General features: G+C 70.5%; 21 protein-coding genes. 9 read left to right on the top strand and 12 right to left on the bottom strand.

The annotated features are described in order from the left end of the window. Positions 1-184 precede the first annotated feature (184 nt). Positions 185-1,489, top strand: coding sequence for an MFS transporter (locus tag BUR99_RS08410; protein ID WP_234980811.1), 1,305 nt, complete (start codon positions 185-187; stop codon positions 1,487-1,489). Positions 1,490-1,551: 62 nt separating this feature from the next. Here BUR99_RS08410 and BUR99_RS08405 read toward each other — a convergent pair whose 3' ends face one another. Continuing rightward, positions 1,552-5,427, bottom strand: coding sequence for a S8 family peptidase (locus BUR99_RS08405; RefSeq protein WP_084183832.1), 3,876 nt, complete (start codon positions 5,425-5,427; stop codon positions 1,552-1,554). A gap of 137 nt (positions 5,428-5,564) precedes the next feature. Here BUR99_RS08405 and BUR99_RS08400 point away from each other — a divergent pair, with 137 nt between their 5' ends. Then, on the top strand, positions 5,565-6,527 hold the full coding sequence (locus BUR99_RS08400) for a helix-turn-helix domain-containing protein (protein WP_074259902.1): 963 nt from the start codon (positions 5,565-5,567) through the stop codon (positions 6,525-6,527). A gap of 31 nt (positions 6,528-6,558) precedes the next feature. Here the strand turns inward: BUR99_RS08400 and BUR99_RS08395 are convergent, their stop codons facing one another. Next, on the bottom strand, positions 6,559-7,425 hold the full coding sequence (locus tag BUR99_RS08395; protein WP_074259901.1) for a 3-hydroxyacyl-CoA dehydrogenase: 867 nt from the start codon (positions 7,423-7,425) through the stop codon (positions 6,559-6,561). A 43-nt stretch (positions 7,426-7,468) separates the two neighbouring features. After that, on the bottom strand, positions 7,469-8,002 hold the full coding sequence (locus tag BUR99_RS08390) for a MarR family winged helix-turn-helix transcriptional regulator (RefSeq protein ID WP_159440967.1): 534 nt from the start codon (positions 8,000-8,002) through the stop codon (positions 7,469-7,471). A gap of 141 nt (positions 8,003-8,143) precedes the next feature. On the opposite strand from BUR99_RS08390, the gene BUR99_RS08385 reads away from it, so the two are divergent. Continuing rightward, positions 8,144-8,590 (top strand): pyridoxamine 5'-phosphate oxidase family protein, encoded by a 447-nt coding sequence (locus BUR99_RS08385; RefSeq protein WP_074259900.1) that lies wholly within the window; start codon positions 8,144-8,146, stop codon positions 8,588-8,590. 36 nt (positions 8,591-8,626) lie between these two features. Here BUR99_RS08385 and BUR99_RS08380 read toward each other — a convergent pair whose 3' ends face one another. Next, the gene (locus BUR99_RS08380; protein ID WP_074259899.1) at positions 8,627-9,001 is read right to left on the bottom strand and encodes a VOC family protein; all 375 of its coding nucleotides are present in this window, start codon (positions 8,999-9,001) and stop codon (positions 8,627-8,629) included. Positions 9,002-9,064: 63 nt separating this feature from the next. Between BUR99_RS08380 and BUR99_RS08375 the strand changes: the two genes are divergently transcribed. Next, the gene (locus BUR99_RS08375) at positions 9,065-9,904 is read left to right on the top strand and encodes an MOSC domain-containing protein (protein WP_074259898.1); all 840 of its coding nucleotides are present in this window, start codon (positions 9,065-9,067) and stop codon (positions 9,902-9,904) included. Positions 9,905-10,008: 104 nt separating this feature from the next. Here BUR99_RS08375 and BUR99_RS08370 read toward each other — a convergent pair whose 3' ends face one another. Continuing rightward, a complete protein-coding gene (locus BUR99_RS08370) occupies positions 10,009-13,869 on the bottom strand; it encodes a S8 family serine peptidase (RefSeq protein WP_159440966.1) in 3,861 nt (1,286 codons plus the stop codon). A gap of 163 nt (positions 13,870-14,032) precedes the next feature. Here BUR99_RS08370 and BUR99_RS08365 point away from each other — a divergent pair, with 163 nt between their 5' ends. Further along, on the top strand, positions 14,033-14,986 hold the full coding sequence (locus tag BUR99_RS08365; protein WP_234980797.1) for a transcriptional regulator TrmB: 954 nt from the start codon (positions 14,033-14,035) through the stop codon (positions 14,984-14,986). A gap of 18 nt (positions 14,987-15,004) precedes the next feature. On the opposite strand, the gene BUR99_RS08360 is transcribed toward BUR99_RS08365, so the two are convergent. Both BUR99_RS08360 and BUR99_RS08355 read right to left on the bottom strand, forming a co-directional pair. After that, complete coding sequence (locus tag BUR99_RS08360) at positions 15,005-15,517, bottom strand: methylated-DNA--[protein]-cysteine S-methyltransferase (RefSeq protein WP_074259896.1); 513 nt, start codon at positions 15,515-15,517, stop codon at positions 15,005-15,007. 190 nt (positions 15,518-15,707) lie between these two features. After that, complete coding sequence (locus BUR99_RS08355) at positions 15,708-16,409, bottom strand: hemerythrin domain-containing protein (protein WP_074259895.1); 702 nt, start codon at positions 16,407-16,409, stop codon at positions 15,708-15,710. A gap of 136 nt (positions 16,410-16,545) precedes the next feature. Here BUR99_RS08355 and BUR99_RS08350 point away from each other — a divergent pair, with 136 nt between their 5' ends. Beyond that, a complete protein-coding gene (locus BUR99_RS08350) occupies positions 16,546-17,640 on the top strand; it encodes a hypothetical protein (protein ID WP_074259894.1) in 1,095 nt (364 codons plus the stop codon). Positions 17,641-17,710: 70 nt separating this feature from the next. Here the strand turns inward: BUR99_RS08350 and BUR99_RS08345 are convergent, their stop codons facing one another. After that, positions 17,711-17,923 (bottom strand): hypothetical protein, encoded by a 213-nt coding sequence (locus tag BUR99_RS08345; RefSeq protein ID WP_074259893.1) that lies wholly within the window; start codon positions 17,921-17,923, stop codon positions 17,711-17,713. 241 nt (positions 17,924-18,164) lie between these two features. Further along, on the bottom strand, positions 18,165-18,839 hold the full coding sequence (locus BUR99_RS08340) for a TetR/AcrR family transcriptional regulator (RefSeq protein ID WP_074259892.1): 675 nt from the start codon (positions 18,837-18,839) through the stop codon (positions 18,165-18,167). A gap of 113 nt (positions 18,840-18,952) precedes the next feature. Here BUR99_RS08340 and BUR99_RS08335 point away from each other — a divergent pair, with 113 nt between their 5' ends. Together BUR99_RS08335 and BUR99_RS08330 are read left to right on the top strand one after the other, a co-directional pair. Beyond that, complete coding sequence (locus BUR99_RS08335; RefSeq protein WP_074259891.1) at positions 18,953-19,441, top strand: DUF6326 family protein; 489 nt, start codon at positions 18,953-18,955, stop codon at positions 19,439-19,441. Between the two features lie 92 nt (positions 19,442-19,533). Then, positions 19,534-19,821, top strand: coding sequence for a DUF1905 domain-containing protein (locus tag BUR99_RS08330; protein ID WP_074260305.1), 288 nt, complete (start codon positions 19,534-19,536; stop codon positions 19,819-19,821). A 7-nt stretch (positions 19,822-19,828) separates the two neighbouring features. Here BUR99_RS08330 and BUR99_RS08325 read toward each other — a convergent pair whose 3' ends face one another. Both BUR99_RS08325 and BUR99_RS08320 read right to left on the bottom strand, forming a co-directional pair. Continuing rightward, positions 19,829-20,440, bottom strand: a complete 612-nt coding sequence (locus BUR99_RS08325) for a response regulator transcription factor (RefSeq protein WP_074259890.1) — start codon at positions 20,438-20,440, stop codon at positions 19,829-19,831. Beyond that, complete coding sequence (locus BUR99_RS08320; protein ID WP_074259889.1) at positions 20,437-21,657, bottom strand: sensor histidine kinase; 1,221 nt, start codon at positions 21,655-21,657, stop codon at positions 20,437-20,439. Before BUR99_RS08320 ends, BUR99_RS08325 begins: the two co-directional genes overlap by 4 nt. A gap of 141 nt (positions 21,658-21,798) precedes the next feature. On the opposite strand from BUR99_RS08320, the gene BUR99_RS08315 reads away from it, so the two are divergent. Further along, on the top strand, positions 21,799-22,308 hold the full coding sequence (locus tag BUR99_RS08315; protein ID WP_074259888.1) for a hypothetical protein: 510 nt from the start codon (positions 21,799-21,801) through the stop codon (positions 22,306-22,308). 28 nt (positions 22,309-22,336) lie between these two features. On the opposite strand, the gene BUR99_RS08310 is transcribed toward BUR99_RS08315, so the two are convergent. Further along, positions 22,337-23,809 (bottom strand): HNH endonuclease signature motif containing protein, encoded by a 1,473-nt coding sequence (locus tag BUR99_RS08310; RefSeq protein WP_074259887.1) that lies wholly within the window; start codon positions 23,807-23,809, stop codon positions 22,337-22,339. Between the last annotated feature and the right edge of the window lie 156 nt (positions 23,810-23,965).

The raw sequence follows: 23,965 nt of genomic DNA, 5'->3' as shown, positions 1-23,965 counted from the left end.
TGACCGGATGCCTCGCCGCGACACGTTCGCGGCGAGGCATCCGTTCGTCGGGGATACGCTGGAACCGACGGCCCGTACTACTCGTCGTCTCAACCGACGAAGTGAAGGCCCCGTGACGTTCGACCTCAACCCGGTGCGCCCCTGGCGCCTGTGGCTCGTCTGGGGAGTCGGCGTCGCGGCCTACATGCTCTCGGTGACCAACCGCACCTCGCTCTCCGCCGTGGGCGTCGATGCCGCCGTGCGGTTCGATGCGGATGCCTCGACGCTGTCGATGTTCGCGGTCATCCAGCTCTTCGTCTACGGCGCGATGCAGATTCCCGTCGGCATCCTGCTCGACCGCTTCGGCGCCCGCCCGATCATCACCATGGGCATGTTCCTCATGGCCGTCGGCCAACTCGTGATGGCATTCGCCCCCGACGTTGGCACCGCGATCTTCGCCCGGATCCTGCTCGGCGCAGGTGACGCCGCGATCTTCCCGAGCGTGCTGCGCGTCGTCGCCGTCTGGTTCCCCACGCGGCAGGCACCGTTCATGGTGCAGTTGACCGGAATCGTCGGCCAGGGCGGCCAACTGCTCGCCATCCTGCCGCTCGCGGCGCTCATGCACGCGACGAGCTGGACCATCGCGTTCGGCAGCCTCGCCGGCCTCGGCGTGCTCTTCACCGTGCTGACCTTCGCCGTGATCCGAAACCGCCCACCCGGTCGCGATGCCGATGTGAGCGTCGACACGAAGACCGGCGCCATCCAGGCCGTGACCTCGTCGGCCGACCTCCGCCAGGGATTCACGGAGTCATGGGCGCACCCCGCGACCCGTCTCGCGTTCTGGTCGCATTTCACGACGCCGTTCTCGGGCACCGCATTCGTCCTCCTCTGGGGATTCCCGTTCCTCACGGTCGGCGAGGGTCTCTCGGCCGCGATGGCGTCGCTCATCTTCAGCGTCTACGTCGTCGCCGGCATGGTGGTCGGTCCGGTCATCGGGGCGCTCTCGAGCCGGCACCCGATGCGGCGCTCGCGCATGCTCGTGCTGCCGATCATCGCCGTCCAGGTCGTCGCGTGGCTCGCGGTCATCCTGTGGCCGGGCCCGGCGCCGCTGTGGCTCCTCTTCGCGCTCGCGCTCGCCCTCAGCACCGGCGGCCCGGCGTCGATGATCGGCTTCGACCACGCCCGCACCTACAACCCAAGCCACCGACTCAGCACCGCGACGGGCATCGTGAACGTCGGCGGGTTCCTCGCCGCGCTGCTCGCGATCCTGTTCATCGGCATCGCGATGGACGCGCAGGGCGCTGGCACGCCCGACACGTACAGCCTCGAGGCGTTCCGCATCGCGTTCCTCACCCAGCTGCCGCTCTGGGCGCTGGGCGCGGGGTTCATCGTCTTCGAGCGCAAGCGCACCCGCGTGCACCTCGGGCTCGACGAGCCGCGCCGGCGGCGTAGCCCGGGCACCGGTACCGGTACCGGCACCGGCACCAGCACCGGCCCAACCGACGACTGAGGCCCGAGCGACGCATCGCTCGGGCCCCAGTTCGATCACCGGTTCACCGGTTCATCGTGGGTTCAGTGCCGGCCGCCCTTCTTCACGGCGGCGACCTCGAACGCCCGCTCGATCTCCTGGCTGAAGGTCGAGCCCGCGGCATCCGTCGCCGTCACTCGCAGGTCGACCCACGCACCCGCGTCGGGCACGCGGATCTTCGCGGCGTACGCCGTGACGACATCGCGCCCCTCCGAGAACATCGGCGGGCCGTCCTCCGACGGCTGGTCGACCGTGTCGTCGGCCGAGGTGACGTCGAGGGTGACGGGCTGCCATTCGCCGCCGTCGACCCGCATCTCGAGCGTCGCGTCCGAGATGGCCGCGATGCCGGATGCCTCGGCGATGTGCCCGAGTTCGAGCTCGAGCTTCACGGGGGCACCGCGCTTGCGCCCGGCACCGGCCACGCCCGACTCGTCGAGATCGACGTCGTAGTACGCCTGCATCATCGGCAGCAGCTGCCGACTGAAGTCGTCGACCGAGCCCGTCGACGTGAACGTCCACTCGCTCCTGGTCGACGTCGACGACTCGAGATAGGTGCCGTCGTGCGTCGCGGTGTCGACGACCCGCCATTCGGTTTCGCCGTCGGGGATGTCCCAGACGGTCGCCGACTGGTACGTCGACGACTTCGCGAGCGCGCCGTCGATGTACACCTCGATGAGCTGCGACCGGTCGGTGGCACCGGAGTAGGTGCCGAACGAACCGGTGCGGTCAGGGCTCGCGCCGTCTGCCCACGACGGCAGGTTGACCTGCGCGTAGTCGCCGTTGCGGACCGGCGCCCAGTAGCCCGGGCCCACGTAGGGTCGCACGATCGAACCGAAGTAGCTCGACTCGATCTCCTGACCCGGTTCGTAGCCGCGCTTGTCGTCGCGGATCTCCCAGTCGGGTTCGATGACCGTGGCCTGCTGGTACCACTCCACCTGGTCGGTGTTCACCCATTCGGTGCGCTCGATGCCACGCGTCGCGCGCATCGGGTAACCGGTGCCGAACTCGACGCCCGGCACGAAGTCGAACCGGAACTCGCCGACGAGGGCGGGCTCTCCGTAGTAGGTCGTGTCGATCCGGGCGAGGTCCTTCGGCCGGTAGTCGAGGTCGTCGGGCACGGCGCCGTCGCTGTAGCGGGCGATGTCCCAGATCTCGTCGGCATCGACGATGCCCTCACCGGTGATCGTGACCTTCTTCTGCGCGATCCGCTCGAGCAGCCCGCGCCCCTGAACACCGCTGATCGCGGCGACCGGGATGGACGTGTCGGACTCGTAGTCGGCGGAGCCGACCCACTCGCTGAGCTCGCCGTCGGCGTCGTTCACGACGAGGAGGAGTGCGGCACCGGCGGCGACGGCGTTCGCCGACCGCTCCGGAGCCGAGACGACGTCGGAGCGGGTCACGACCGCGACCTTGCCCTTCACATCGACCGCGGCGAACTCCTCGACGCTGCCGAGGCCGACGTCGACCGCAGCCCCCCGCATCTCACCGTCGAGGAGCGTGGACCCGGCCTGCGGGATGACGTCGAGCGACTCCTTGCCGGCGTTCAGCGAGAGGGTCGGCTCCTGCAGCCGCCACCGCGTCGTGAAGTCGAAGCTCTCGGCCTCGGGTGCGTCCATCGGCTGGGCGTACAGTTCGTCGACCCAGACGGGGGCCATGGCGCTGCCGGTGAAGCCGTCGACCGTGAAGTCCATGCGCCGCACCGTCGCCTGGAGGTCGTCCTCGCCGACGTCCACGGTCACGGGCTCGGTGGCGCGGGCGTCGAACGCGACCGATGCCGAGCCGTCGAGCACGACGTCGGGGTCGCCGACGAGTGCGATCGTCTCGGTGTCGGCGTTGCGTGCGACGTCCATGAACGACATCACCGAGTAGAGGCCGGAGGGCAGTCGCAGTGTCGTCTCGCCGTCGACGGGGAACGGGGCGAACCAGCCGGTCTCGGCGTTCCAGATCCATCCATAGGTGCCGAGCGGTTCGCCGTCGAAGTCGGTCGCCGTGACCGTGAGGTCGTAACGTTCGGCTTCGGCGATGACGCCGAGCGCCGTGCGGGCGACCCCCTCGTCGTCGATCGTCGCGGTGAGCGCACCCGAGAGCTGGGCTCCCGCGGGCACCTTCGCCGGGTCGGCGGTCAGGGTGACCGAGCGGGTCTCACCTGCGGGGATCGTGAGCGAATCGGCATCCATCGTCAGCACATCGGATGCCTCGGCGACCGGGCCGCCCGGTGTGGTGTCGGTGAGCGTCGTCGTCAGTTCGATCGTCGCCTCTGCGGCACCTCGGTTGGTGTACTCGATCGTGCGTGTGATCGGGGCGTCGTCTTCACCCCACGACAGCATGCCGAAGTCACCGGAACCGGAGGCCAGGATGTCGGCCTCGATCGCCTCGCCGACATCGACCACGCCCGAACCGACCTGGTAGGGCGTGAGCCCGACATCCGTCGCCGTGCTCGTGAGCGCCGCTCGCAGCTGCGCGCCCGTGTACTCGGGGTGCTGCTGCTTCACGATGGCTGCGGCGCCCGCGACGTGCGGGGTCGCCATCGAGGTGCCGCTCATGCTGACGTACGACCCCGAACCGTCGCTGTCGGCGGAGCGGGCGGCGGTCACGTCGTTGCCGGGGCCCGCGAGGTTCGGCTTCATGTCGCCGGAGCGCACGAGGGGGCCCTGGCTCGAGAACCACGACAGCTCGCCGCTCGGGTCGTCGACCGAGCCGATGGTGAGCGCGCTCGCGGCGGAGCCGGGCGAGCCGACCGTCTCGGGTGCCGACGAGTTGCCGGCGGCGACGATGAAGAGTGCGTCGGTCTCGGCCGAGATCTCGTTCAGCGCGACCGACATGAGGTCGGTGCCGTCGTCGCCGTAGCGGGTGCCGAGGCTCATCGAGATGATGTCGGCGCGATCGGCGGCCCACTCCATCGCGGAGATGATCCACGAGTCCTGACCTTCGCCGGCGTTGCTCAGCACCTTGCCGACGAGCAGGTTCGCGCCGTCGGCGACGCCGCGGTGGGTGCCGCCGCTCGCGGCACCGGTGCCGGCGATGGTCGAGGCGACGTGCGTGCCGTGGCCGTTGGGGTCGTCGGAGACCGGCTCGTCGGGCACGAAGCTCGTCGACTCGGCGAGCACGCGGCCCTCGAGGTCGGGGTGGGTGTCGTCGTAGCCGGTGTCGAGCACCGCGACGGTCACGCCGTCGCCGGTGAACCCGGCCGCCCAGGCCTCGGGTGCGCCGATGTAGGGGACGCTCTCGTCGAGCGTCGCCTGCACCTTGCCGTCGAGGTGGATGGCCGCGACCCCGCCGCCGAGACTCACCGCGTCGGGCTCACCGGCGGCGAAGCTGCGGGCATCGGATGCCGCGGCATCCGTCAATGCCGCCCAGGTCGATGCGGCGCTCGCGTGATCGGCCGACGCGGCCGCGCCGCCGATGCTCGCGAGGGGCGTGCCGAGCGCGACGCCCGGCACGGGGGCCGATCGGCGCGATGCGGCGTCGCCCTCGAGTTCGAGGATGACCGGGGTCGCGTCGACGGAGGCGTCGTCGTAGCCGTACTCGATGAGCCGGCTGACGTTGAAGAGGTCGCGGTCGACGACTCCTGCCGCGAGGTAGGGCATCGCACCGCGGGGCAGCACGTGCAGCTCGCCGGCGACATCGAGGGTCTGGAACCCCTCACCGGGATCGACGGGGTCGACCTCGACCGTGTGCGTACCGTCGGCGAGGTCGGTCACGGTGACCCGGTCGCCGGTGATGAGGGTGACGGTGTGCGATCCGCCGGCGGACGCCGGGGCCGCAGGCGAGGCGGCCGGTGGCGGCGTGCCGCCTCCGGTCGGGTCTGCGGTGGCCGGGAGTGCGGCCGCGCCGACCCCAGCGACGCCGATCGCGAGGCCGCTGATGGCGGCCGCGATCGATCGGCGACGATGTGCGGATGGTCTGATGCTTCGTGGCATAGGGATACCTCTCACGCGTTCGGACTGACTTGCCAAGCAACCTCTCACGGGCTGGTGGCTAGTGTGGTGGCGGAGAGATGCCATGGCCTCCATCCGCCATGCCGGCGGCTCGGCACGAGGCGGAACGGAAGGCGTGCGTGATCGAAGCGATCGGACTGGATGACGAGCACACCTCGCTCTATCGGCTCATCCTGCAGTCGCCATCGGCGAGCGTCGACGAGCTCGCGGCATCCGTGGCGAAGTCGCCCGTCGAAGTGCGCGCGATCGTCGCCGAACTCGAGCGTCTCGGACTGATCGCGAGGCAGGCGGCCGCACCCGACCGGGTCGTCGCCTCGCCGCCGTCGCTCGCGCTGCAGCCGATGCTCCTCGATCGAGAACGACGCCTCACCCAGGCGCACGAGGCGCTCGTCGAGCTGAGCGAGCTCTACCGGCGCGGTGCGGCTCAGCGGGAGACGCCCGACGTCGTCGACGTCGTGCTCGGTGCGGATGCCGTGCGCCAACGATTCGCGCAGTTGCAGGCGTCGGCCAAGCGCCGGGTGAGCGTGTTCGTGCTGAGCGACATCGCGTTCCTCGACGCCGACGAGAACCACGCTGAAGACGATGCCCTCGCGCGCGGGGTGCAGTACCGGGTCATCGTCGAGAAGGCCGTGCTCGAACGGCCGGGCTTCATCGACTCGGCGCGCGAGGCAGCGCCGTTCGGCGAGGAGATCCGGGTGCTGCCCACGCTGCCCACGCGGCTCATCATCGCCGACGACGACATGGCGCTGCTGCCGATGCGATCGCACGGCGAAGATCGCTCCTCGGGCGCATTGCTGGTCCATCCGAGCGGCCTGCTCGACCTCGTCATCGCGATCTTCGAGGAGTACTGGGCGACCTCGACCGAGTTCATCTCGACCGGCGAGCTGCCGGGGGCGCACGACGCCGTCGACCGCGACCTGCTGAAACTCCTGCTGCTCGGGCTCACCGACGCGGCGGCCGGGGCGCAGCTCGGCATCTCGGTGCGCACCGTGCAGCGCCGCGTCGCCGAGCTCATGGAGACGGCGGGCGTCTCGACCCGCATCCAGCTGGGCGCCGAGGCCGTGCGGCGGTCGTGGGTCTGACCCACGACCGACACGGCCTGCGGCGCTTCGCCTACTCGCCCTTCGGGTAGCTGTAGAAGCCCTCGCCGGTGGCGACGCCGAGCTTGCCCTGGTCGATGTAGCGCTCCTTGATGAGCGCGGCGAACGCCTGCTGCTTCGCGCCGCCCATCATCGAGATGTTGTAGGCCGTCGTGAGGCCGACGATGTCATAGATCTGGAACGGACCCATGGGGGCGCCGGTGCCGATGCGCCAGGTCTTGTCGATCGCGTCGGGCTCGGCGATGCCGTCGACGAGCAGTTCGCCGGCGGCCTGCAGGAACGGCACCAGCAGGGAGTTCAGCAGGTAGCCCGCCTTCTCCTTCTTGATCTCGATCGGCACCATCCCGATCTCGGCGGCGAACTCGACGACGGCCTGGAACGCCTCGGGGCTCGTGGCCTCGGTGCCCATGACCTCCGCGGTGTTGTGCACCCAGACCCGGTTCGCGAAGTGCAGCGCGAGGAAGCGGTCGGCGCGACCGGTGAACGACGCGAGGTCGCTCGGCAGCAACGTCGAGGAGTTGGTGGCGAAGATGGTGCGCTCGGGCGCGAGCGTGGCGAGCTGCTCGTACGTGGCGCGCTTGATCTCGAGGTTCTCGGGGATCGCCTCGATCACGAGGTCGGCCTGCGCGACGGCCTCGCCGAGGTCGGACGAGCGGGTGATGCGGCCGAGCGCCGCTTGGGCCTTGCCATCAGCAGCGCCCTCGACGCCCTCCGACACGTAGGTGTCGGCGAGTCCGGCGAAGCGCTGCTTCGCCGCCTCGAGGGCGGCGTCGTCGATATCGTAGGCGACGACGTCGAAGCCGCGGTAGGCGGTCTGGTACGCGATCTGCGAGCCGAGCACTCCGGTGCCGAGCACGGTGATGTTGCGCAGTGCGGTCATTGCTGTTCCTTCTTTCCTTCCGTCCCTTGTGGGGCACGGTGCCTCATGGGGCACTGTCGAGAGGCGCGGGAGGCGCCTCGAGCGGATGCCGCGGGCGGGTCTCCCCCGCGGCACCGGTGTTGAATCGCTGCAGGTCGTGCGCGAAGCGGGCCACCTCGGCGTCGGTCCAGTCGTCGAGGTTCTCGTCGACGACGCCCCGCAGGATGCCGATCGCCTCGTCGTAGGCGGCCCAGCCCGAGTCGGTGAGTTCGAGCGGGCGGCCTCGGCCCGAGGCATCCGCCTGCTCGCTGACGACGCCGAGCTGCATGAGGCCGGCGAGCTGGCGCGAGACGGTGGAGCGGTTCAGGCGGAACGCCTGCGCGATGTCGGTGGAGCGGCAGCCGGGGTGGTCGACGATGTAGCCGAGGATCGACTGGTCGGTCATGCTCAGGCTGAGGTTCGCGATGCGCGCGTCCGCGACGCCGCGGCGGCTGATGACGATGAGCGCGCGCAGAACGTCGGCGGTCGCGCGTTCGCGCTCTGCCGCGGTGCCGTTGTTCGAGCCGCTGTTCGAGCCGTTGTTCGATTCGCCGACCATCATCGCCTCCTGTTGCTTATTGCAACAATAGACCCGCCTGTTGCATTCCGCAACGAATGATCGTTCGAGCGGCGGTCGCATCGCCCAGGGATCGGCGGCGGCCGGTAGCGTCGGAGCACGCCGCCGACCGAAGGAATCACGATGAACGATGCCGCCCCGCTCGTGCTCGACCCCGCAATCGATCTGCACGCGCGTGCGCTCGCCCGCCTCGCCGGCGAGCGCATCGCCTGGTTCACGAGCACGAGCCGCAGCGGCTTCCCGCACGCCGTGCCCGTCTGGTACCTCTGGCACGACGGCGCCGTCATCATGCTGAGCGAGCCGGGTGCGGTGAAGGTGCGGAATGCCAAGCGCGATCCGAAGGTGCTCGTGCACCTCGAGTCGGGCGCGGACGAAGAGCAGCTGACGGTGCTGCAGGGCACCGTCGAGGTCTTCGACGGCGCCTCGCCTGATTGGATGCCTCGCATCGGCGACGCCTACTTCGCGAAGTACGCCGACGACCTGCCGCCGCTTCAGCTCACGCCCGCCTCGATGGCGGAGCGCTACAGCACCGTGCTGCGCGTCACCCCGGTCAAGCTCATCGCCTGGTGAGCCTGCCGGGGTGCGCGGTGTTCGGCTCGGGCCGGATTACCGCTCGGCCCAGACGCCGAGCTCGTTGCCGCTCGGGTCGGTGAAGTGGAAGCGACGGCCGCCGGGGAACTCGTACGGGCCGTTGACCACCGTGCCGCCGGCAGCGGTGACCGCGGCCGCGGTGGCATCGAGGTCGTCGCTGTAGAGCAGTACGAGCGGGCCGCCCTTCGGGACCTCGGCGGCGAGGGTCAGCCCTCCGGCCTCTTCTCCCTCGCCCTCGGCCGAGGTGCGGATGCCGGCGTACTCGGGGCCGTACGGCGTGAACTGCCAGCCGAACGCCTCGCCGTAGAACGCCTGCGCGACGGCCAGGTCGGTGACGGAGATCTCGACGTAGTCGATGCTGAGCGGGATCCGGTGCTGATGGGTAGCCATGTTCGAAGGCTGCCACCGGCCACCGACAGGCGTGAGCCCGACGTCGTTCGCTAGCATGCTCGAATGCAGGTCACGCGTCTCCGGATCCACCCCGTCAAGTCATTCGCCGGGGTCGATGTCGACTCCGCCGAGGTGCTGCCGTGGGGCCTCGCGGGCGATCGCCGGTGGGGCGTCGTCGATGCATCCGGCGCCCCGGTGACGGCTCGCGAGAAGAACCACATGCTCGCGCTCACCGCCGAGCTGCTCGCCGACGGCGGCCTCCTGCTCGGCGAGCGCAGCGGGGCCGGCGACCCGCTCCGGGTCGATCGCCCGACGGATGCCGCGCCGATCCCCGTCGGACACACCCGACAGGGCACGGCGCTGCCCGCCGGCGATGAGGCCGACGCCTGGATCAGCGCTCGTCTCGGCATCGACGCACGGCTTGTATGGCAGCCCGACCCGCGTGAGCGCACCGTGAACCCGAAGAACGGGGGCCTGCCCGACGACCGGCTGACGCTGGCCGATTCCGCCCCACTGCTGCTCGCGAGCGAGGCATCCCTCGCCCAGCTGAACGCCTGGACCGATGACGAGACGCCGCACCTCGACATGCTGCGCTTCCGCCCGAACGTCGTGATCGACGGCGACGAGCCGTTCGCCGAAGACGCCTGGCCGTTCGTCGACCTCGGCGACGTGCGCTTCCGCATCACGAAGGTCTGCGACCGCTGCGTGATGACCTCGATCGACCCCGAGACGCTCACCCGCGGCAAGGAGCCGATCCGCACGCTCGCGAAGCACCGCCGCTGGGACGGTCAGACGTGGTTCGGCGTGCTCATGGTGCCGCAGTCGGCGGGTTCGATCGCGGTCGGCGACGAGGTGCGACCAGTCACCCGAGCGGTGGCCCAGACGAACGGGCACGCCTCGTAGAAGACATGCTCCGTCGGCGACGCGCGAACCCGCCGAGGGGCAGACAGCACCCTGCCCGGGTGACGTCTCCGTCACCCGGGCAGGTGCCCCCGGTCATCCCCCGATCAGCGGCCGCGGCCCTTCGCCGGGGCGATCTCGAGCGCCCGCTCGATCTCCTGGCTGAAGGTGTTGCCCTCGGCGTCCTCGGCCGTCACCCGCAGGTCGATCCACCCGCCGGCATCGGCGACCGGAAGGTCCGCCCCGTAGACCGTGACGTGGGCGCGCCCGTCGGCGAAGATGCCCGTCGGCGGGTTGCCGGCGCCCGAGTCGGGCGTCACCACGTCGAGAGGCACGGCGACCCATTCACCTCCTGCAGCGCGGATCTCCAACGTCGCCGCGGTCATCGCGCCGCTGTCGACGGCACCTTCGACGTGGCCGAGTTCGAGTCGCAGCGGAAGGTCGGAACCCTTCTTGCGCCCGGAACCGGCCGTGCCCGAGGCATCCAGTTCGACGTCGTAGTAGGCCTGGATCATCGCTTCGAGTCGCGTCGTCCAGTCGCCCCGCTTGCCGGAGGTGGTGTACGTCCATTCCGACACGGTGCGGGTCGACGAGGGCAGCGCGCTGCCATCCTGCACCGCGGTGTTGACGATGCGCACCTCGGCGTCGCCGTCGGGAAGGTCGGTCGTGTTGACGCCCTGGAACGGCGACGACTTCACGAACTCGCCGTTCAGGTAGTACTCCGTGTTCTGCGAGAAGCGCGGGTCCCCGCTGAACACGTCGAACGCGCCGGCGTGCTCGGGTTCGCCGCCGTCGCCCCACGAGGGCAGGTTCACCTGCGAGAAGTCGCTCTGACGGTACGGGGCGAAGTAGCCGGTGGCCACGTACGGGCGCACGATCGAGCCGAAGTAGCTCGTCTCGTCGCGTTCGCCGGGTTCGTACGAGCGGACGATGTCGCGCACCTGCCAACCGACGTCGGCGACCTCAGCGGTCTGGTACCAGTCCATGCTCGAGTCGACCCACTCGGTGCGCTCGATGCCTCGGCCGAGCGCGAACGGCAGGCCGAAACCGAACGTCCGGTTCGGAGCGACATCCCAGCGGAACTCGCCGACCAGGTCGGCCTGCTTCCCGTAGTAGGTGGTGTCGACCCGTGCGAGATCCTTCGGCTGGTACGAGAGGTCCTCGGGGATCGAGCCCTCGACGTACCGCGCGACGTCCCAGATCTCGGGAGCGTTCGCAACGCCCGTGCCGGTGACTGTGTACTTGCCCTTCGACGCGGCGAGCGCATCGAGGACCGCGCGGCCCTGCACGCCGCTGATCGCGGCGACCGGGATCGCGACCGAGCTGCCGTCGTCGGCGCCGACCCATTCGCTGAGCTCGCGATCGGCGTCGTTCGCGACGAGCAGCATCGTCGCGCCCGCGTCGAGGGCGTTGACCGCACGCTCATGCGGCGACACGGCGTTCGACCGCGTCACGATGGCGACCTTGCCGCGCACGTCGACGGCGGCGAACTCCTCGACGCTGCCGGTGCCGACGTCGACCGCTTGCGCCTTCAACTTGCCGTCGTACCGCGTCGAACCGGCCTGCAGGAGCAGGTCGAGCGATTCCTTGCCGGCCGACATGGTGAGCGGCGGGGTCTGCAGCCGCCAGCGTGCGGTGAAGTCGAACCGCTCGGTGCCCGGCTCCTCCATCGGCTGCGCCCAGAGTTCGTCCATCCAGACGGGTACGAGCACACCGGTGCCGTAACTGTCGGCGTTGACGTCCATGCGACGCAGCACGGGCGACACGTGCTCTTCACCGACGTCGACGGTGACGGGGTTGGCTTCGCGCGCATCGAACGCGACCGCCACGTCGCCGTCGAGCTCGAAGTCGGGGTCGCCCACGAGCACATCGGCACGCACATCGGCTTCGCGATCGAGGTCGAGCGTCGTGGTGAGCGCATAGCGCCCGGCGGGCAGCCGCAACGTGGCTTCGCCGTCGACGGCGACGAAGCCGAGCACCTCTTGCGCGTCGTGCGAGTAGAGCACGCCGAAGGCCGCGGTCGGCTCGCCGTCGAAGTCGGTGGCGGTCACGGTGAGGTCGTGGCGTTCGGCCTCCGACGCGATGCCGAGCGCCGTGCGCGCCACGGTGCGGTCGCCGATCGACGCGCTGAGCGCGCCGGAGAGCTGCGTGCCGGCGGGCACCTTCGCCGGGTCGGCGGTGAGCGTCGCTGAGCGGGTCTCCCCCGCCGGAATCGTCAACGATTCGGTGTCGAAGGCGAGCACATCGGATGCCTCGACCTCAGCCGAGCCCTCGAGCGTCGCCGTGAGGTCGACGACGACCTCGTCAACGCCGCGGTTGGTGTACGAGACGGTGCGCGCCACGGGTGCGGGTTCCTCGCCCCAGGCGAGCATGCCGAAGTCACCCGACCCGGCGGCGATGACCGGTGCCTCGACGGCCTCGGCGACATCGACGACCCCGGTGCCGACCTGGAAGGCGGTGAGGTCGACGGCGGTCGTCGTGCTCGTGAGCGCGGCCCGGAGCTGCTCGCCCGTGTACTCGGGGTGCTGCTGCTTGACGATCGCGGCGGCACCGGCGACGTGCGGGGTCGCCATCGAGGTGCCGCTCATCGTGACGTACGCCCCCGAGCCGCTGGAGTCGGCCGACCTGGCTGCCGTCACATCCGATCCGGGACCGGCGATCTCGGGCTTCAGTGCGCCCGAGCCTGCGAGCGGGCCCTGGCTCGAGAACCACGAGAGCTCACCGCTCGGGTCGACGACCGAGCCGACGGTGAGCGCGCGCGCGGCGGCTCCGGGTGCCCCGATGGTTTCGGGGGCGCCGCTGTTGCCCGCGGCGACGACGAAGAGCGACCCCGTGTCCTCCGCGATGCCGTTGAGCGCTTCGGACATGAGGTCCTTGCCGTCGGAGGGCTGACGGGTGCCGAGGCTCATCGACACGATCGGTGCCCGCTCGGCGGCCCACTCCATGGCGTCGATGATCCAGGAGTCCTGACCCGAGCCGTCCTTGTCGAGCACCTTGCCGACGAGGAGATTCGCACCGTCGGCCACGCCGCGTTGTGCGCCGTCGCTCGCGGCACCGGTGCCGGCGATCGTCGAGGCGACGTGCGTGCCATGCCCGTTCGGGTCCCAGGTGACCTCTTCGCCGGGCACGAAGCTCGTCGAATCGGGAAGCACCCGGCCCGCGAGGTCGGGGTGGGTGTCGTCGTAGCCGGTGTCGAGCACCGCGACGGTGACGCCGGTGCCGGTGTAGCCCTTCGCCCAGGCGTCGGGGGCGCCGATCCACGGCACGCTCGAGTCGAGCGTCGCCTCGACCTTGCCGTCGAGATGGATGGCGGCGATGCCGCCGCCGAAGGAGGCGGTCGACGGGTCGGCCGCGACCGCTCGCGCATCGGGTGCGCCGGCGTCGTCGGTGAGCGCCGCCCACGTCGCTGCCGCCTCGGCGTGCGCAGCAGTGGCCGCTTCGGCCCCGATGCTCGCGAGTTGCACGCCGACGGTGAGGCCCGGTGCGGGCGGTTCTGCACTGAACGCAGCAGCCCCGCTCTCGAGCTCGATGATCACGGGGGTCGCATCGACGGAGGCGTCGTCGTACCCGTACTCGATGAGCTGCGTGACGTTGAACAGGTCGACATCGAGCGCACCCGAGGCGAGGTACGCCTGCGCCGTGTCGGGGATGATGCTCAGCTCGTCGCCCGCGGTGACGGTGCGGTAGCCGGCGCCGGGCACCACGGTCTCGACCTCGACGGTCTGCGTGCCGCCGGGGATCGCGGTGACCGTGACCCGGTCGCCGGTGATGAGCGTGACCGAGTGCGAACCACCGGGGCTCGTGGATTCGGTCGTGATGGCACCGCCGGGCGGGACTCCGTCGTCCACCGCAGGGCCGGCGATCGCCGGAAGGCCGGCGACGCCGACTCCCGCGATGCCGATCGCGATGCCGGCCGCCGCGGCGACGACGCGTCGGTGTCGTCTGGGCGGGTTGCTTGGTCGTTGCATGAGCATTCCTCTCGTGCCGATCTGGACTACTCAGCACGGTTCCACATCCCCCCGTTAGGGTGGTGGCGGAGGCGCGCCTTGGCGGGCATCCGCCAGTTCGCCGCGCTGACCCGCCCATCCCGTGCGGCAGAGTGAAGGGGTGCTCGTGCTCGAGGCCATCGGAATGGACGAATCCCATACCGCCGTCTATCGCTTGCTCCTCGGCCTGCCGTCGGCTGATCTCGAGGAGATCGCCCGCGGCGCCTCGCTGTCGATGCGGGCCGCCCGCGGGATACTCGACGACCTCGAGGCGCTCGGCCTCATCGCCCGGCAGGCCTCCGCCCGCGACCGGGTCGTCGCATCTCCGCCGTCCGTCGCGCTGCGACCGATCCTGCTCGAGCACGAACGTCGTCTGAGTTCGGCGCACGAGGCGCTCGTGCATCTCAGCGACGTGTACCGCGAGGGCACCGCCCAGCGGGCGACGCCCGAGGTCATCGACGTCGTCCTCGGCGCGGATGCCGTCGTTCAGCGCCTCGGTCAACTGCAGGCCTCGGCCGAGCGGGAGGTGCGGGTGTTCGTGCTCGAGCAGATCGCCCTCGTCTCTGGGCCTGAGAACGTCGAGGAGGATCGGGCGCTCTCGCGCGGCGTGCGATACCGGGTGATCGCCGAACGAGCCGTGCTCGAACGGCCGGGTTTCATCGAGACCGTGCGCGGGCTCGAACCGCTCGGCGAAGAGGTCCGGGTGCTGCCACGCCTGCCGACGAGGCTCTTCATGGCCGACGACACCTTCGCGCTCCTGCCGATGCACACGCCGGGCGACGAACAGGTCTCGGGCGCCCTGCTCATCCATCCGAGCCCGCTGTTCGATCTCGTGCAGACGATGTTCGAGGACTCGTGGAACCGGGCCGCGCGGCTCTTCGCCGACCGCGCCGAGGTGCAGGAGCTCGATCAGGAGGAGGCGATCGATCGCGACCTCCTGCGGCTGCTGCTCCTCGGCATGACGGATGTCTCGGCGGGCGCCCAGCTCGGCCTGTCGCTCCGCACGGTGCAGCGACGGATCGCAGGCCTGCTCGACCGGGCCGAGGTCACCACCCGCATCCAACTCGGCGCCGAGGCGATCCGGCGCGGCTGGGTGTGACGGGCGGCGCTGCGCGCCTCAGAAGAGCCGCGCCTGCGCGACCACCGGGGCTCCCTCGAGCTCGAGCAGGTGGCGCTTGCGCTCGAGTCCCCCGGCGTAGCCCGTGAGGGATCCGTCGGCGCCGACCACCCGGTGGCACGGCACGATGATGCTGAGCGGATTGCGCCCGACCGCGTTGCCGACGCGGCGCGCGAGGTTGCGGTCGCCGAGCCGCGCGGCGAGTTCGCCGTAGCTCGTCGTCGTGCCGATCGGGATGTCGCGGAGCATCGCCCAGACCGCCTGCTGGAACTCGTCGCCGTTCGGCGCCATCGGCAGGTCGAAGATCGTGCGCTCCCCCGCGAGGTACTCGCCGAGCTCGACGCCGAGCCGCGTGACGAGCGGGTCGGTGCGCGAGTCGACCTCGATCCCGATGGCGTCGGATGCCGGTGGGTGCCAGTGGCCCGGAAAGTAGATGCCGACCAGCGCCTCGCCGTCGGCGACGACGAGCAGCTCGCCGAGCGGCGTCGGCAGCGTGGCATGGCGTCGGGTCATGAGTCCATCTTCGTCGCTCCCAGGCGCCCGACACCCGGTGATGGTCGCGGAAATCGGACGTGATGGTCTCGCCGATCGGACTGCCAGTTCCCCCTCATCGATGAGGGGGAACTGGCATACGAAATCGAGGACGATGATTCGAGCTTCACTGGCGACGAGCGTTGCACTCGACTCGATCAGCCACGCCAGATCAGCGCCGCCCGATCAGCGCCGCGCGGTTCGCCTCGTACCTCGGCTTGCCGACCAGGCGCCAGATGAGGCGCACCGGCGCCGGCAGGTGGTTACGCTGCCACTCGGCGCCGCCGTCGGGCTGCGCCGCGAGGATCGCGCCGAGCTGCTCGAACGTCTTGCCCTTCGGGGTCGCCTTTCGGCCGTGATCCGCGAGAGCGTCGACCTCCTTGGGCGTGAGCGTCACCTCCATGACGGGCACGATGTTCGCCTCCTCGTCGGGCAGGTGCACGGCGAGCGCGGCGGTGATGCCGTCGAGGGCGGCCAGCACGCCCGCGGCATCCGTCGACCGGCCGCTCGCCCGCCACGCCGGCAGCGCGGCATCGAGCGCATTCAGGTGCACGAGCATGAGCGCGTGCTGCTCCTTCATGCGCGCAACGTGCACGGCGCACGAGGGCGCGCGCTGCTCGAGTTCGCCCCACAGCAGGATGTCCTCGCCCTCATGATGCCCGTGCAACCCGACTGACAGCATCGAGAGATGGTCGCCGACGACGTCGGCGTGCGCGGCATCCGCTTCGGTGACGCCCTCGACGAGCGTGCGACCCTCGCCGAACCCGGCCCGGAAGAAGCGGTGGATCTCGGCCATGCCGCTCGCGTCGCACGTCTTCGGGCCGCTCGGGCGGCCGGACGAATCACCGCTGGAGGGAAGGGCGGTGGCGGGCATGTCGGCTCCGATCGTCGGTGAGCAGCGCAGTCGCACGCGACCTTACGACCAGCCGGATGCCGCGGCAAGACCCCGCCCGAGGGGTGCCCGCCGCCATCGCGCGTCATGCGCCGCAGCGCCGATCTACGATGGCTGGATGTCTGAACTCCCCCGCGTCGCCGGTGCCCACCTCGTCGGTTCGATCAACCAGCCCACCGCCGAGGCAACCTTCCGCGTCGTCGCAGATGAGCTCGGCGGCGAGCTCGCGCGCATCCCCGACGGCGAGGTCGGCGAACGGTTCCACTGGATCCTGTTCCAGGGCGCGGCGTTCGACGCGGTCGACGGGCTCAACCGACTGCCGATCGACCCGATCATCGTCGCGGGATTCGACCTGCGCCCGCTCGTGCTCGACGGTTCGGTCGATGCATCCGACCTCGTGTTCGGCTCGCTCGGCTACGCGGACGCCGCGGCCGCGAGCTACGCCGACTTCACACGTCTGCGCGACGCGGGCGCGATCCCCGCGGGCACGCGGTTCCAGGTGTGTCTGCCGTCGCCCCTCGCGCCCATCACGACCTACGTGGCTCCGGTCGACCGTGCCGCCGTGTACCCGGCGTACGCCGCGGCCCTCGCGGCCGAGGTCGATCGCATCGCCGCGGCGATTCCGGCCGGCGATCTCGCCGTGCAGATCGACATGGCGACCGAGTTCGCCTACCTCGAGGGCGTCAGCCTCGGCGGCGGACCGCTCGAGGCGTTCTTCGCCGAGGGCGGTGCGGACGCCCCGGAACTCGTCGAGGCCATCGCTGCCCTCGCCGCCGAACTCGCGACGCGCGTGCCGGCCGGCGCACAGCTCGGGTTCCACCTCTGCTACGGCGACGTCGCCGAGAAGCACTTCGTCGAGCCGACCGATGCCGGCAAGCTCGTCGCGGTCGCGAACGCCCTCGCGGCGCAGCTCGACCGGCCGATCGACTGGGTGCACCTTCCGGTGCCGATCGAGCGCACGGATGCCGCGTACTTCGCGCCGCTCGCGGGCTGGGCGCTGCCCGCCGAGACGACCCCCTTCCTCGGCCTCGTGCACCACGAAGACGGCGTCGACGGCGCGCTCGCCCGCATCGCTCCTGCCCGCGAGGCGTTCGCCGCAGCCGGCATCGACACGTTCGGCGTCGGCACGGAGTGCGGCTTCGGCCGCGGCCCCGCCGACCGCACGGCGAGCCTGCTCGCACTGCACCGCGAGGTCATCGCGGCCGCGGGCTGACCTGACGCACAGATCCGGCCCGCGCCGATGCGGCGGGGCCGGAGCTGTGCGGATGATGCGGTCTCCCCGATCAGTGCGCCGCCGGGAGGCCGTGGATGCGCTGCCGCGAGCGCCCCTGGCGCCACTCCGCAAACCGGCCTGCGAGGCCGTGGCGGCCGTCGGCGCGCTCGCCCTCCTGGGCCAGGCGGTCGGCGGCGTTCCGGCGCCGCTCGTTGACGCGCCCCGCTTCGAGCTCGTCGTGCATCTGCAGCGTCTGTGCGACGTAGCCGTATGCGAGGTTCATGATTCCGATCCCTTCGAGACCTGCCGGGCCGGGTTCCGGCCACTGAGACCAGATTCCTCGCTGAGGTAGGGGTCGCGTATCGGGCGTGTGCCTCATCTTCGGGCCGGATTCGGCACCTCAGACGGGCCGCATGGCCTCAGACGAACCGCCCTACCTTAGACGCGACCCGAGCTCGCGTCACCGGCACGCATCACCGGCCCGGAACCGCGTGCAGAAGGTCGCGCGACGGTCGCGAGCGTCGCTACGCGGAGGCCCTGAGGGGCTCGAGGGCGGCGAGGACGAGATCGAGGCCGAAAGCGAACTCCTCGGATGGGTCGTAGCCGGCAGCGACGAGCGCCGCGGCGGACTCGTTGAGGTAGGGGAACTCGTCAGGAGGAAGCTGGGGCAGGTAGACGCCCTCGGTCATGTCCGCGAGCTCGTCGGCGGTGTCGAAGGGCAGGCTGGCTTCCTGCAGGGCGTGACCGTAGACGTAGCTGTTGAGCAACCAGTTGGCGTGCGTCGCCGTCAGGACCGAGAAGCCGGCCCTCCGCAGGCAGGCGGTGACCGCTTCGCGGTGGCGGAGATTCGCGGGCCCCGGCGTTGTCCGCGACTCCATCAGGCCGATCGCCCATGGGTGGCGTGCGAGAACCTGTCGGGTGGAGAGCGCCTCCTGTCGCATCGCCGACTGCCAGTCGGCTTCTTCGGGCGGGAGTTCGATCTCCTCGAACACGATGTCGATCATGGCGTCCAGCAGCTCGTCCTTGCTCGCCACGTAGCGGTAGAGCGTCATCGCGCCCGCGCCGAGCTCGCCGGCCAGCCGGCGCATGCTCAGCCCGTCGACCCCGTCGCGGTCGGCGAGCCGGACCGCCTCGACCACCACCCGCTGCTTGCTCAGCCCCGCGTCTGGCGCGACCTGATGTTGTTCCCTCGCAGACACGGGTCTCCTCGCTCTCTCGACCGACTTGACAAGCGTACAGCGTACGCGCCATAGTACAGCGTACGCGTACACCGTACGCGTACGCTGTATCGCCCCTTTTGGAAGGAAGAACGATGACCATCCGAACGAATACCCGGAACCTGCTCGACACCCCGCCGGTCCCCGTGCAGGCCAAGCTCGCCGCCGCGTGGACCAGCTTCATGTTCCTGTACCTCTACGTCGACTTCTTCAACCTCTACAAGCCCGGCGTCCTCGACGGCATCCTCGACGGCCTCGTCTGGAGGTTCGACGTCAACCCGACGTTGTTGACCGTCATGCTCGCGTCCGTGGCGATCCCCGCCCTGATGGTGATGCTCTCCATGACGCTGCCCGCCAGGGTGAACCGCGCCACGAACCTCGTCGTCGCATCGCTCTACATCCCCTACTCGATGTTCAACGCGGCAGGGGCGTCCTGGGACTGGGCCTTCTTCTACGGCCTCTCCATCGGAGTCGAGGTGCTGCTCCTGGCCTTCATCCTGCGCTCCGCCTGGACCTGGCCTCGAACCCCCGCCGTCCCAGCCGGTCCCGCGACGCCCGACCTTCGACAGGACGTTCGACAGTAGGTATCCGTGGAACGCCCCACGACGTGAAGCCCGCCGCGGCGGGCTTCACTGGTCACCAGGCCCGAGTCACCGGCCGCGGGTACGATCGCGACATGCGCATCCGCTTCACTGCCGCGATCTACGAATGGACGGCGCGACGCAACTGGTTCTTCGTCGACGTTCCGCCCGAGCTGGGCGCCGACATCTCCGACCAGCCGCGGATGCCGCGCGGCTTCGGCTCTGTTCGCGTGGTGGCGACGCTCGGCGGCACGACGTGGAGCACCTCGATCTTCCCGCTCGGCGAGACCTACGTGCTGCCGCTCAAGAAGGCCGTGCTGAAGGCGGAGGGCATCGGCGAGGGCGACGAGATCGTGGTCGACCTCGACGTGCTCGACGGCTGACGCGAGGTCAGATCCAGCCCTGCTGCCACGCCTTCTCGGCGGCCTCGTGGCGCGACGACGCGTCGAGCTTCGTCATCGCCGACGAGAGGTAGTTGCGCACGGTGCCCTGCGCCAGGTGCAGGCGTTCGGCGATCTGCTGCACGCTCGTCGTCGAACGACTGAAGCGCAGCGCGTCGAGCTCGCGGTCGGTGAGCGGGCAGCGCTCAGCCGTGAGCGCGGTCGCGGCGATCTCGGGATCGATGTATCGGCGACCCGCAGCCACGTCGCGGATGACGTGGGCGAGGTCTTCGGCGGGCGTCGACTTCGGCACGAAGCCCGAGACCTTCGAGGCCAGAGCACGGCGCAGCACGCCGGGGCGCGCGTGCCGGGTCACGATCACGACACGCGTCGGCACCTCGGCGAGGATGCGTGCGGCCGCCTCGAGCCCGTCGGCGTGCGGCATCTCGAGGTCGAGCAGGCACACGTCGGGCACGGTCGCGATCGCCTGTTCGACGGCGGTCACGCCGTTGTCGGCACTCGCCACCACCTCGATGTCGGGCTCGAGGTTGAGCAGCGCCACGAGGGCGCCGCGGATCAGGTGCTCGTCGTCGGCGATGAGCAGACGGATGCCGCCGCTCACGCCGTGACCCGCGCCCCGACGGGCACCGTGGCCCGCAGTTCGAAGCGGGCGCCCGAGGCATCCGTCGCCGTCTCGAGCGTGCCGCCCACGGCGGCGAGCCGCTCACGCAGTCCGGCGAGTCCCGAGCCGGGCGCGCGCGACACGGCAGAGCCGGCCGAGCCGGGCGCCGAGGCATCCGTCACCGGCACGCCGTCGTTCACGATGGCGAGCTCCGTGCGCTCACCCGTCGTCGTCAGTTCGATCGTCACCGTGGTCGCCTCGCTGTGTCGCAGGATGTTGGTCGTCGCCTCGCGCACAACCGACGCGAGCGCGCTCTGCGCGAGGGCGTCGGCGGGCAGCGGGCCGAGTCGCAGCGCGCACTCGGCGCCCGACGCGGTGAGCACCTCGCGGGCGTTCTCGAGCTCGTCGTCGAACGCGACATGACGGTAGCCGGCGACGAGCGAGCGGGTCTCTTCGAGCGCCTGCTTCGCGATCAGTCGGGTCTCGTGCACCAGCTCGCGGGCCGCGGCCGGGTCGATCTCGAGCATGCGCTCGGCGAGCTCCGACTTCAACGAGATGACCTGCAGGTGGTGGCCCTGGATGTCGTGCAGGTCGGAGGCGAAGCGCAGCCGCTCCTGCGTCACGGCGAGCTCGGCGGCAGTGCGACGGTGCCGGTCGAGCTGCACGACGACCTCCCACCACCACATGCTCGTCAGCAGCATGACCGGCAGCATCGCCACGAAGATCGCGATCATCCAGGTGTCCGATGCGCGGCCGAACGCGAACGGCACACCCGTCACAGCCGTGGCGAGCATCGGATGCGCGATCACGGTGATCAGGCCGACGAGCAGCACGAGGCGGCGCTGCGGCTTCGGCAGCAGGCAGGCGATGAGAGTCGCCGCGGCCCAGAGCGGCACCGCGGCCGCGAGCTCGTCGCCCGGTGAGAAGAGGCCAACCACCCAGACGGCCGCGGCGGGAGCGACGAGCGCCGCCGTCCACCACGGGCTCGGCAGGCCGCCACCGCGTCCGACGCGCAGGAACCAGCAGTACCGCAGCTGCATGGCCGTCGCGACGAGCAGGAGCACCACGAGCACGGCGGTCACTGCGTCACCGGTGCGCAGGTACGTGTCGAGCATCGACAGCACGACGATGAGGTCGAGGAACCCGAAGAAGAAGACGATCGACCCGAGCGTGTACAGCCACGTGGTCTGCACGCTGCGGGCGGGTTCGGCTGGCATGGATCCGAGCCTAGGCCAGTGACATTTGTCACGGTCCGGCGTGCGGAATCGCACGCGATCACCTGACACCGCGGCACTGCCGCCGATGGCCGGCGCCGCGAAGGATTGGACCGAACCAACCACCCCACGAAAGGACTCGTCGTGATCGACGCCCTGCAGGACTTCGCCGCTTCCCTCCCCTCCTTCCTCCAGTGGTTCGGGGTGATGATCGTCGCCGCGATCCCGTTCGTCGACTCCTACTTCGGTTCGGTCATCGGGGTGCTCATCGGGCTGCCGACCGCGGTCGCGATCGGTGCCGCCGTGGCCGGCAACATCATCTCGATGCTGATCTTCGTGATGACGGCGCACGGGGTGCGGGGCAGGGTCGTCGCCGGCAAGGCCGTCGCGGGCAAGGCCGTCGCGGGCGGCGCCGGTGAGGAACCCGTCGAGTCGCCGCGCCGCGAGAAGGTCCGCCGGGCGTTCGACAAGTACGGCGTCGCCGGGGTGAGCCTCGTGGGCCCGGCCATCCTGCCGAGCCAGTTCACCTCGGCCGCGATGGTGTCGTTCGGCGCGAACCGCAACGCGGTGATCCTCTGGCAGATCATCTCGATCGTGCTGTGGGGCGTGGTGTTCGGGGTCCTCACCACTCTGGGGGTCTCACTCGCGCGCTGAGGCGCCGCCTCGGCGCGCGTCAGTACGGTCACGCGACGGCACGGGCACCGTCGCTCGACGCGATGAGGCGGTCAGACGACGGTATGCCCTGCCGCGTCACGCGACGGCAGCAGATTCTTCGCTCGACCCGGTCGGCCAATCTCGTCGGCGACTTCGTGCTCCGCCGCCACCCGCCGCCCGGGTCGAGCCACGCGGGCGGGCGCACCTGCGGAACCCCGCCGATCATGCGGATGCCCCACCCCGAGGTCTCGATCGTGCGGTGATGGAACCAGCAGAGCAGCACACCGTTGTCAGTGTGAGTAGGGCCGCCCTCGACATCGGGCACGACATGGTGGATCTCGCACCATGACGCCGGCACGGTGCACCCGGGGATCAGGCAGCCGCCATCGCGCAGTGTGATCGCCCGGCGCTGGTGCGGGGTGAAGCAGCGCTCGGGCGAGCCCAGCGCGATGACGCGGCCGGCGCCGTCGAAGGTGATCTGCCGCGTGCCGCCCGTGCAGATCAATTGCCTCGCCGCACGGATCGACACCGGAATCTCGACACCATCGGCGTGCGCCACACCGCGCCCGGCCGTGAGATCGGCGGCGCGAACGCTCACGAGCACGGTGGGTGCCGCGCCGCCGATCGTCGGATGCTCACCCGAGCGGGCCGCGGTCGCGATGATCGCCGCCAGGATGTCGTGACGCTGATGGTCGGCGGTTCGCTGCTCGCCGTTGCGGGCGAGGTCGGCGCGCTCTTCGGCGGTCATGAACCCGCCTCCCGATCGCGGCGCGAGATGCGCATCGAACAGCCGACGCAGCCCCGCTGCGACCTCGGGAAGCAGTTCGCCGCCGACCGGGATCAGCCCGTCGCGAGCCCGGCCGAAGCGGAAGCCTCGCCGCCGCATCGCTCGCTCGTCGTCGGGCTCGGGCCCGTCTTGGTCGAGGAACGCGGCCCAGACCTGCGCCTGTACCCGCAACTCGTCGGCAGTGCACCGCACCGGTGCGGCTTCTCCGGCTGCGAGCGCCGCCGCCACGAGTTCGTGCTCGGCGGAGCGGAGGGCGACGGGGTCGGCAACACGCCGAGTGTCGTCGAGTTCGCGCACGATCGTGCACGCCGAGTCGGCTCCGAGTTCTCCTTCGGCGAGCGCCGCGCCGACTTCTGGATAGCGCGCCTCCAGAGGATCGCCGGTCAATCCTCGACGGGTCCGAGTGGCCGCACCGAGCGCGATGCGGCGCCTGGCCTCGGCGCCCGACACCTGCGTGACCCGCTCGAGGAGCTCGCCAGCGGAGCGGCATCCGCGCCGGGTCGACAACCGCTCACCGCCCAGCTCGACCCGCGAGCGTTCGCCGACCTCGCCGGCGCAGGCGACGCGACGCGCGTCGACCGCCCGGCCGACGGCCTCGATCGCGGCCGTCGCAGCGAGCAACTCGTGATCGGACCACCCCGCGGGATCGTCGAACGCCATGACGTCGAGGAGCGACGATCGCACCTGCTCGAGCGCCTCGACGATTCCGTTCATGAGCCCATCCTGCCGCGACCCACCGACATTCGAGTCACCCTGAAACCGCAGGTCAGGCTGTGAATAACTCCATTAGGCACGGCCTGTGAAGGAGGAGTCGATTCCCAGGTCCCACTGCCAGAGGTCTCGCCCGCAGCGCTCCCCCGGTCGTATGCT

This window comes from Agromyces cerinus subsp. cerinus (assembly GCF_900142065.1).
Taxonomy (GTDB): Bacteria; Actinomycetota; Actinomycetes; order Actinomycetales; family Microbacteriaceae; genus Agromyces; species Agromyces cerinus.
Note: the sequence above shows the minus strand (reverse complement) of the source record. Positions and strands in the feature narration are given on the sequence as shown.

Excerpts from the sequence above, each read along its gene's own strand:
- BUR99_RS08410 (WP_234980811.1), top strand. The coding sequence starts at position 185 with ATGCTCTCGGTGACCAACCGCACCTCGCTCTCCGCCGTGGGCGTCGAT.
- BUR99_RS08405 (WP_084183832.1), bottom strand. The coding sequence starts at position 5,427 with ATGCCACGAAGCATCAGACCATCCGCACATCGTCGCCGATCGATCGCG.
- BUR99_RS08395 (WP_074259901.1), bottom strand. The coding sequence starts at position 7,425 with ATGACCGCACTGCGCAACATCACCGTGCTCGGCACCGGAGTGCTCGGC.
- BUR99_RS08390 (WP_159440967.1), bottom strand. The coding sequence starts at position 8,002 with ATGGTCGGCGAATCGAACAACGGCTCGAACAGCGGCTCGAACAACGGC.
- BUR99_RS08385 (WP_074259900.1), top strand. The coding sequence starts at position 8,144 with ATGAACGATGCCGCCCCGCTCGTGCTCGACCCCGCAATCGATCTGCAC.
- BUR99_RS08380 (WP_074259899.1), bottom strand. The coding sequence starts at position 9,001 with ATGGCTACCCATCAGCACCGGATCCCGCTCAGCATCGACTACGTCGAG.
- BUR99_RS08375 (WP_074259898.1), top strand. The coding sequence starts at position 9,065 with ATGCAGGTCACGCGTCTCCGGATCCACCCCGTCAAGTCATTCGCCGGG.
- BUR99_RS08370 (WP_159440966.1), bottom strand. The coding sequence starts at position 13,869 with ATGCAACGACCAAGCAACCCGCCCAGACGACACCGACGCGTCGTCGCC.
- BUR99_RS08365 (WP_234980797.1), top strand. The coding sequence starts at position 14,033 with ATGGACGAATCCCATACCGCCGTCTATCGCTTGCTCCTCGGCCTGCCG.
- BUR99_RS08360 (WP_074259896.1), bottom strand. The coding sequence starts at position 15,517 with ATGACCCGACGCCATGCCACGCTGCCGACGCCGCTCGGCGAGCTGCTC.
- BUR99_RS08355 (WP_074259895.1), bottom strand. The coding sequence starts at position 16,409 with ATGCCCGCCACCGCCCTTCCCTCCAGCGGTGATTCGTCCGGCCGCCCG.
- BUR99_RS08350 (WP_074259894.1), top strand. The coding sequence starts at position 16,546 with ATGTCTGAACTCCCCCGCGTCGCCGGTGCCCACCTCGTCGGTTCGATC.
- BUR99_RS08345 (WP_074259893.1), bottom strand. The coding sequence starts at position 17,923 with ATGAACCTCGCATACGGCTACGTCGCACAGACGCTGCAGATGCACGAC.
- BUR99_RS08335 (WP_074259891.1), top strand. The coding sequence starts at position 18,953 with ATGACCATCCGAACGAATACCCGGAACCTGCTCGACACCCCGCCGGTC.
- BUR99_RS08330 (WP_074260305.1), top strand. The coding sequence starts at position 19,534 with ATGCGCATCCGCTTCACTGCCGCGATCTACGAATGGACGGCGCGACGC.
- BUR99_RS08320 (WP_074259889.1), bottom strand. The coding sequence starts at position 21,657 with ATGCCAGCCGAACCCGCCCGCAGCGTGCAGACCACGTGGCTGTACACG.
- BUR99_RS08310 (WP_074259887.1), bottom strand. The coding sequence starts at position 23,809 with ATGAACGGAATCGTCGAGGCGCTCGAGCAGGTGCGATCGTCGCTCCTC.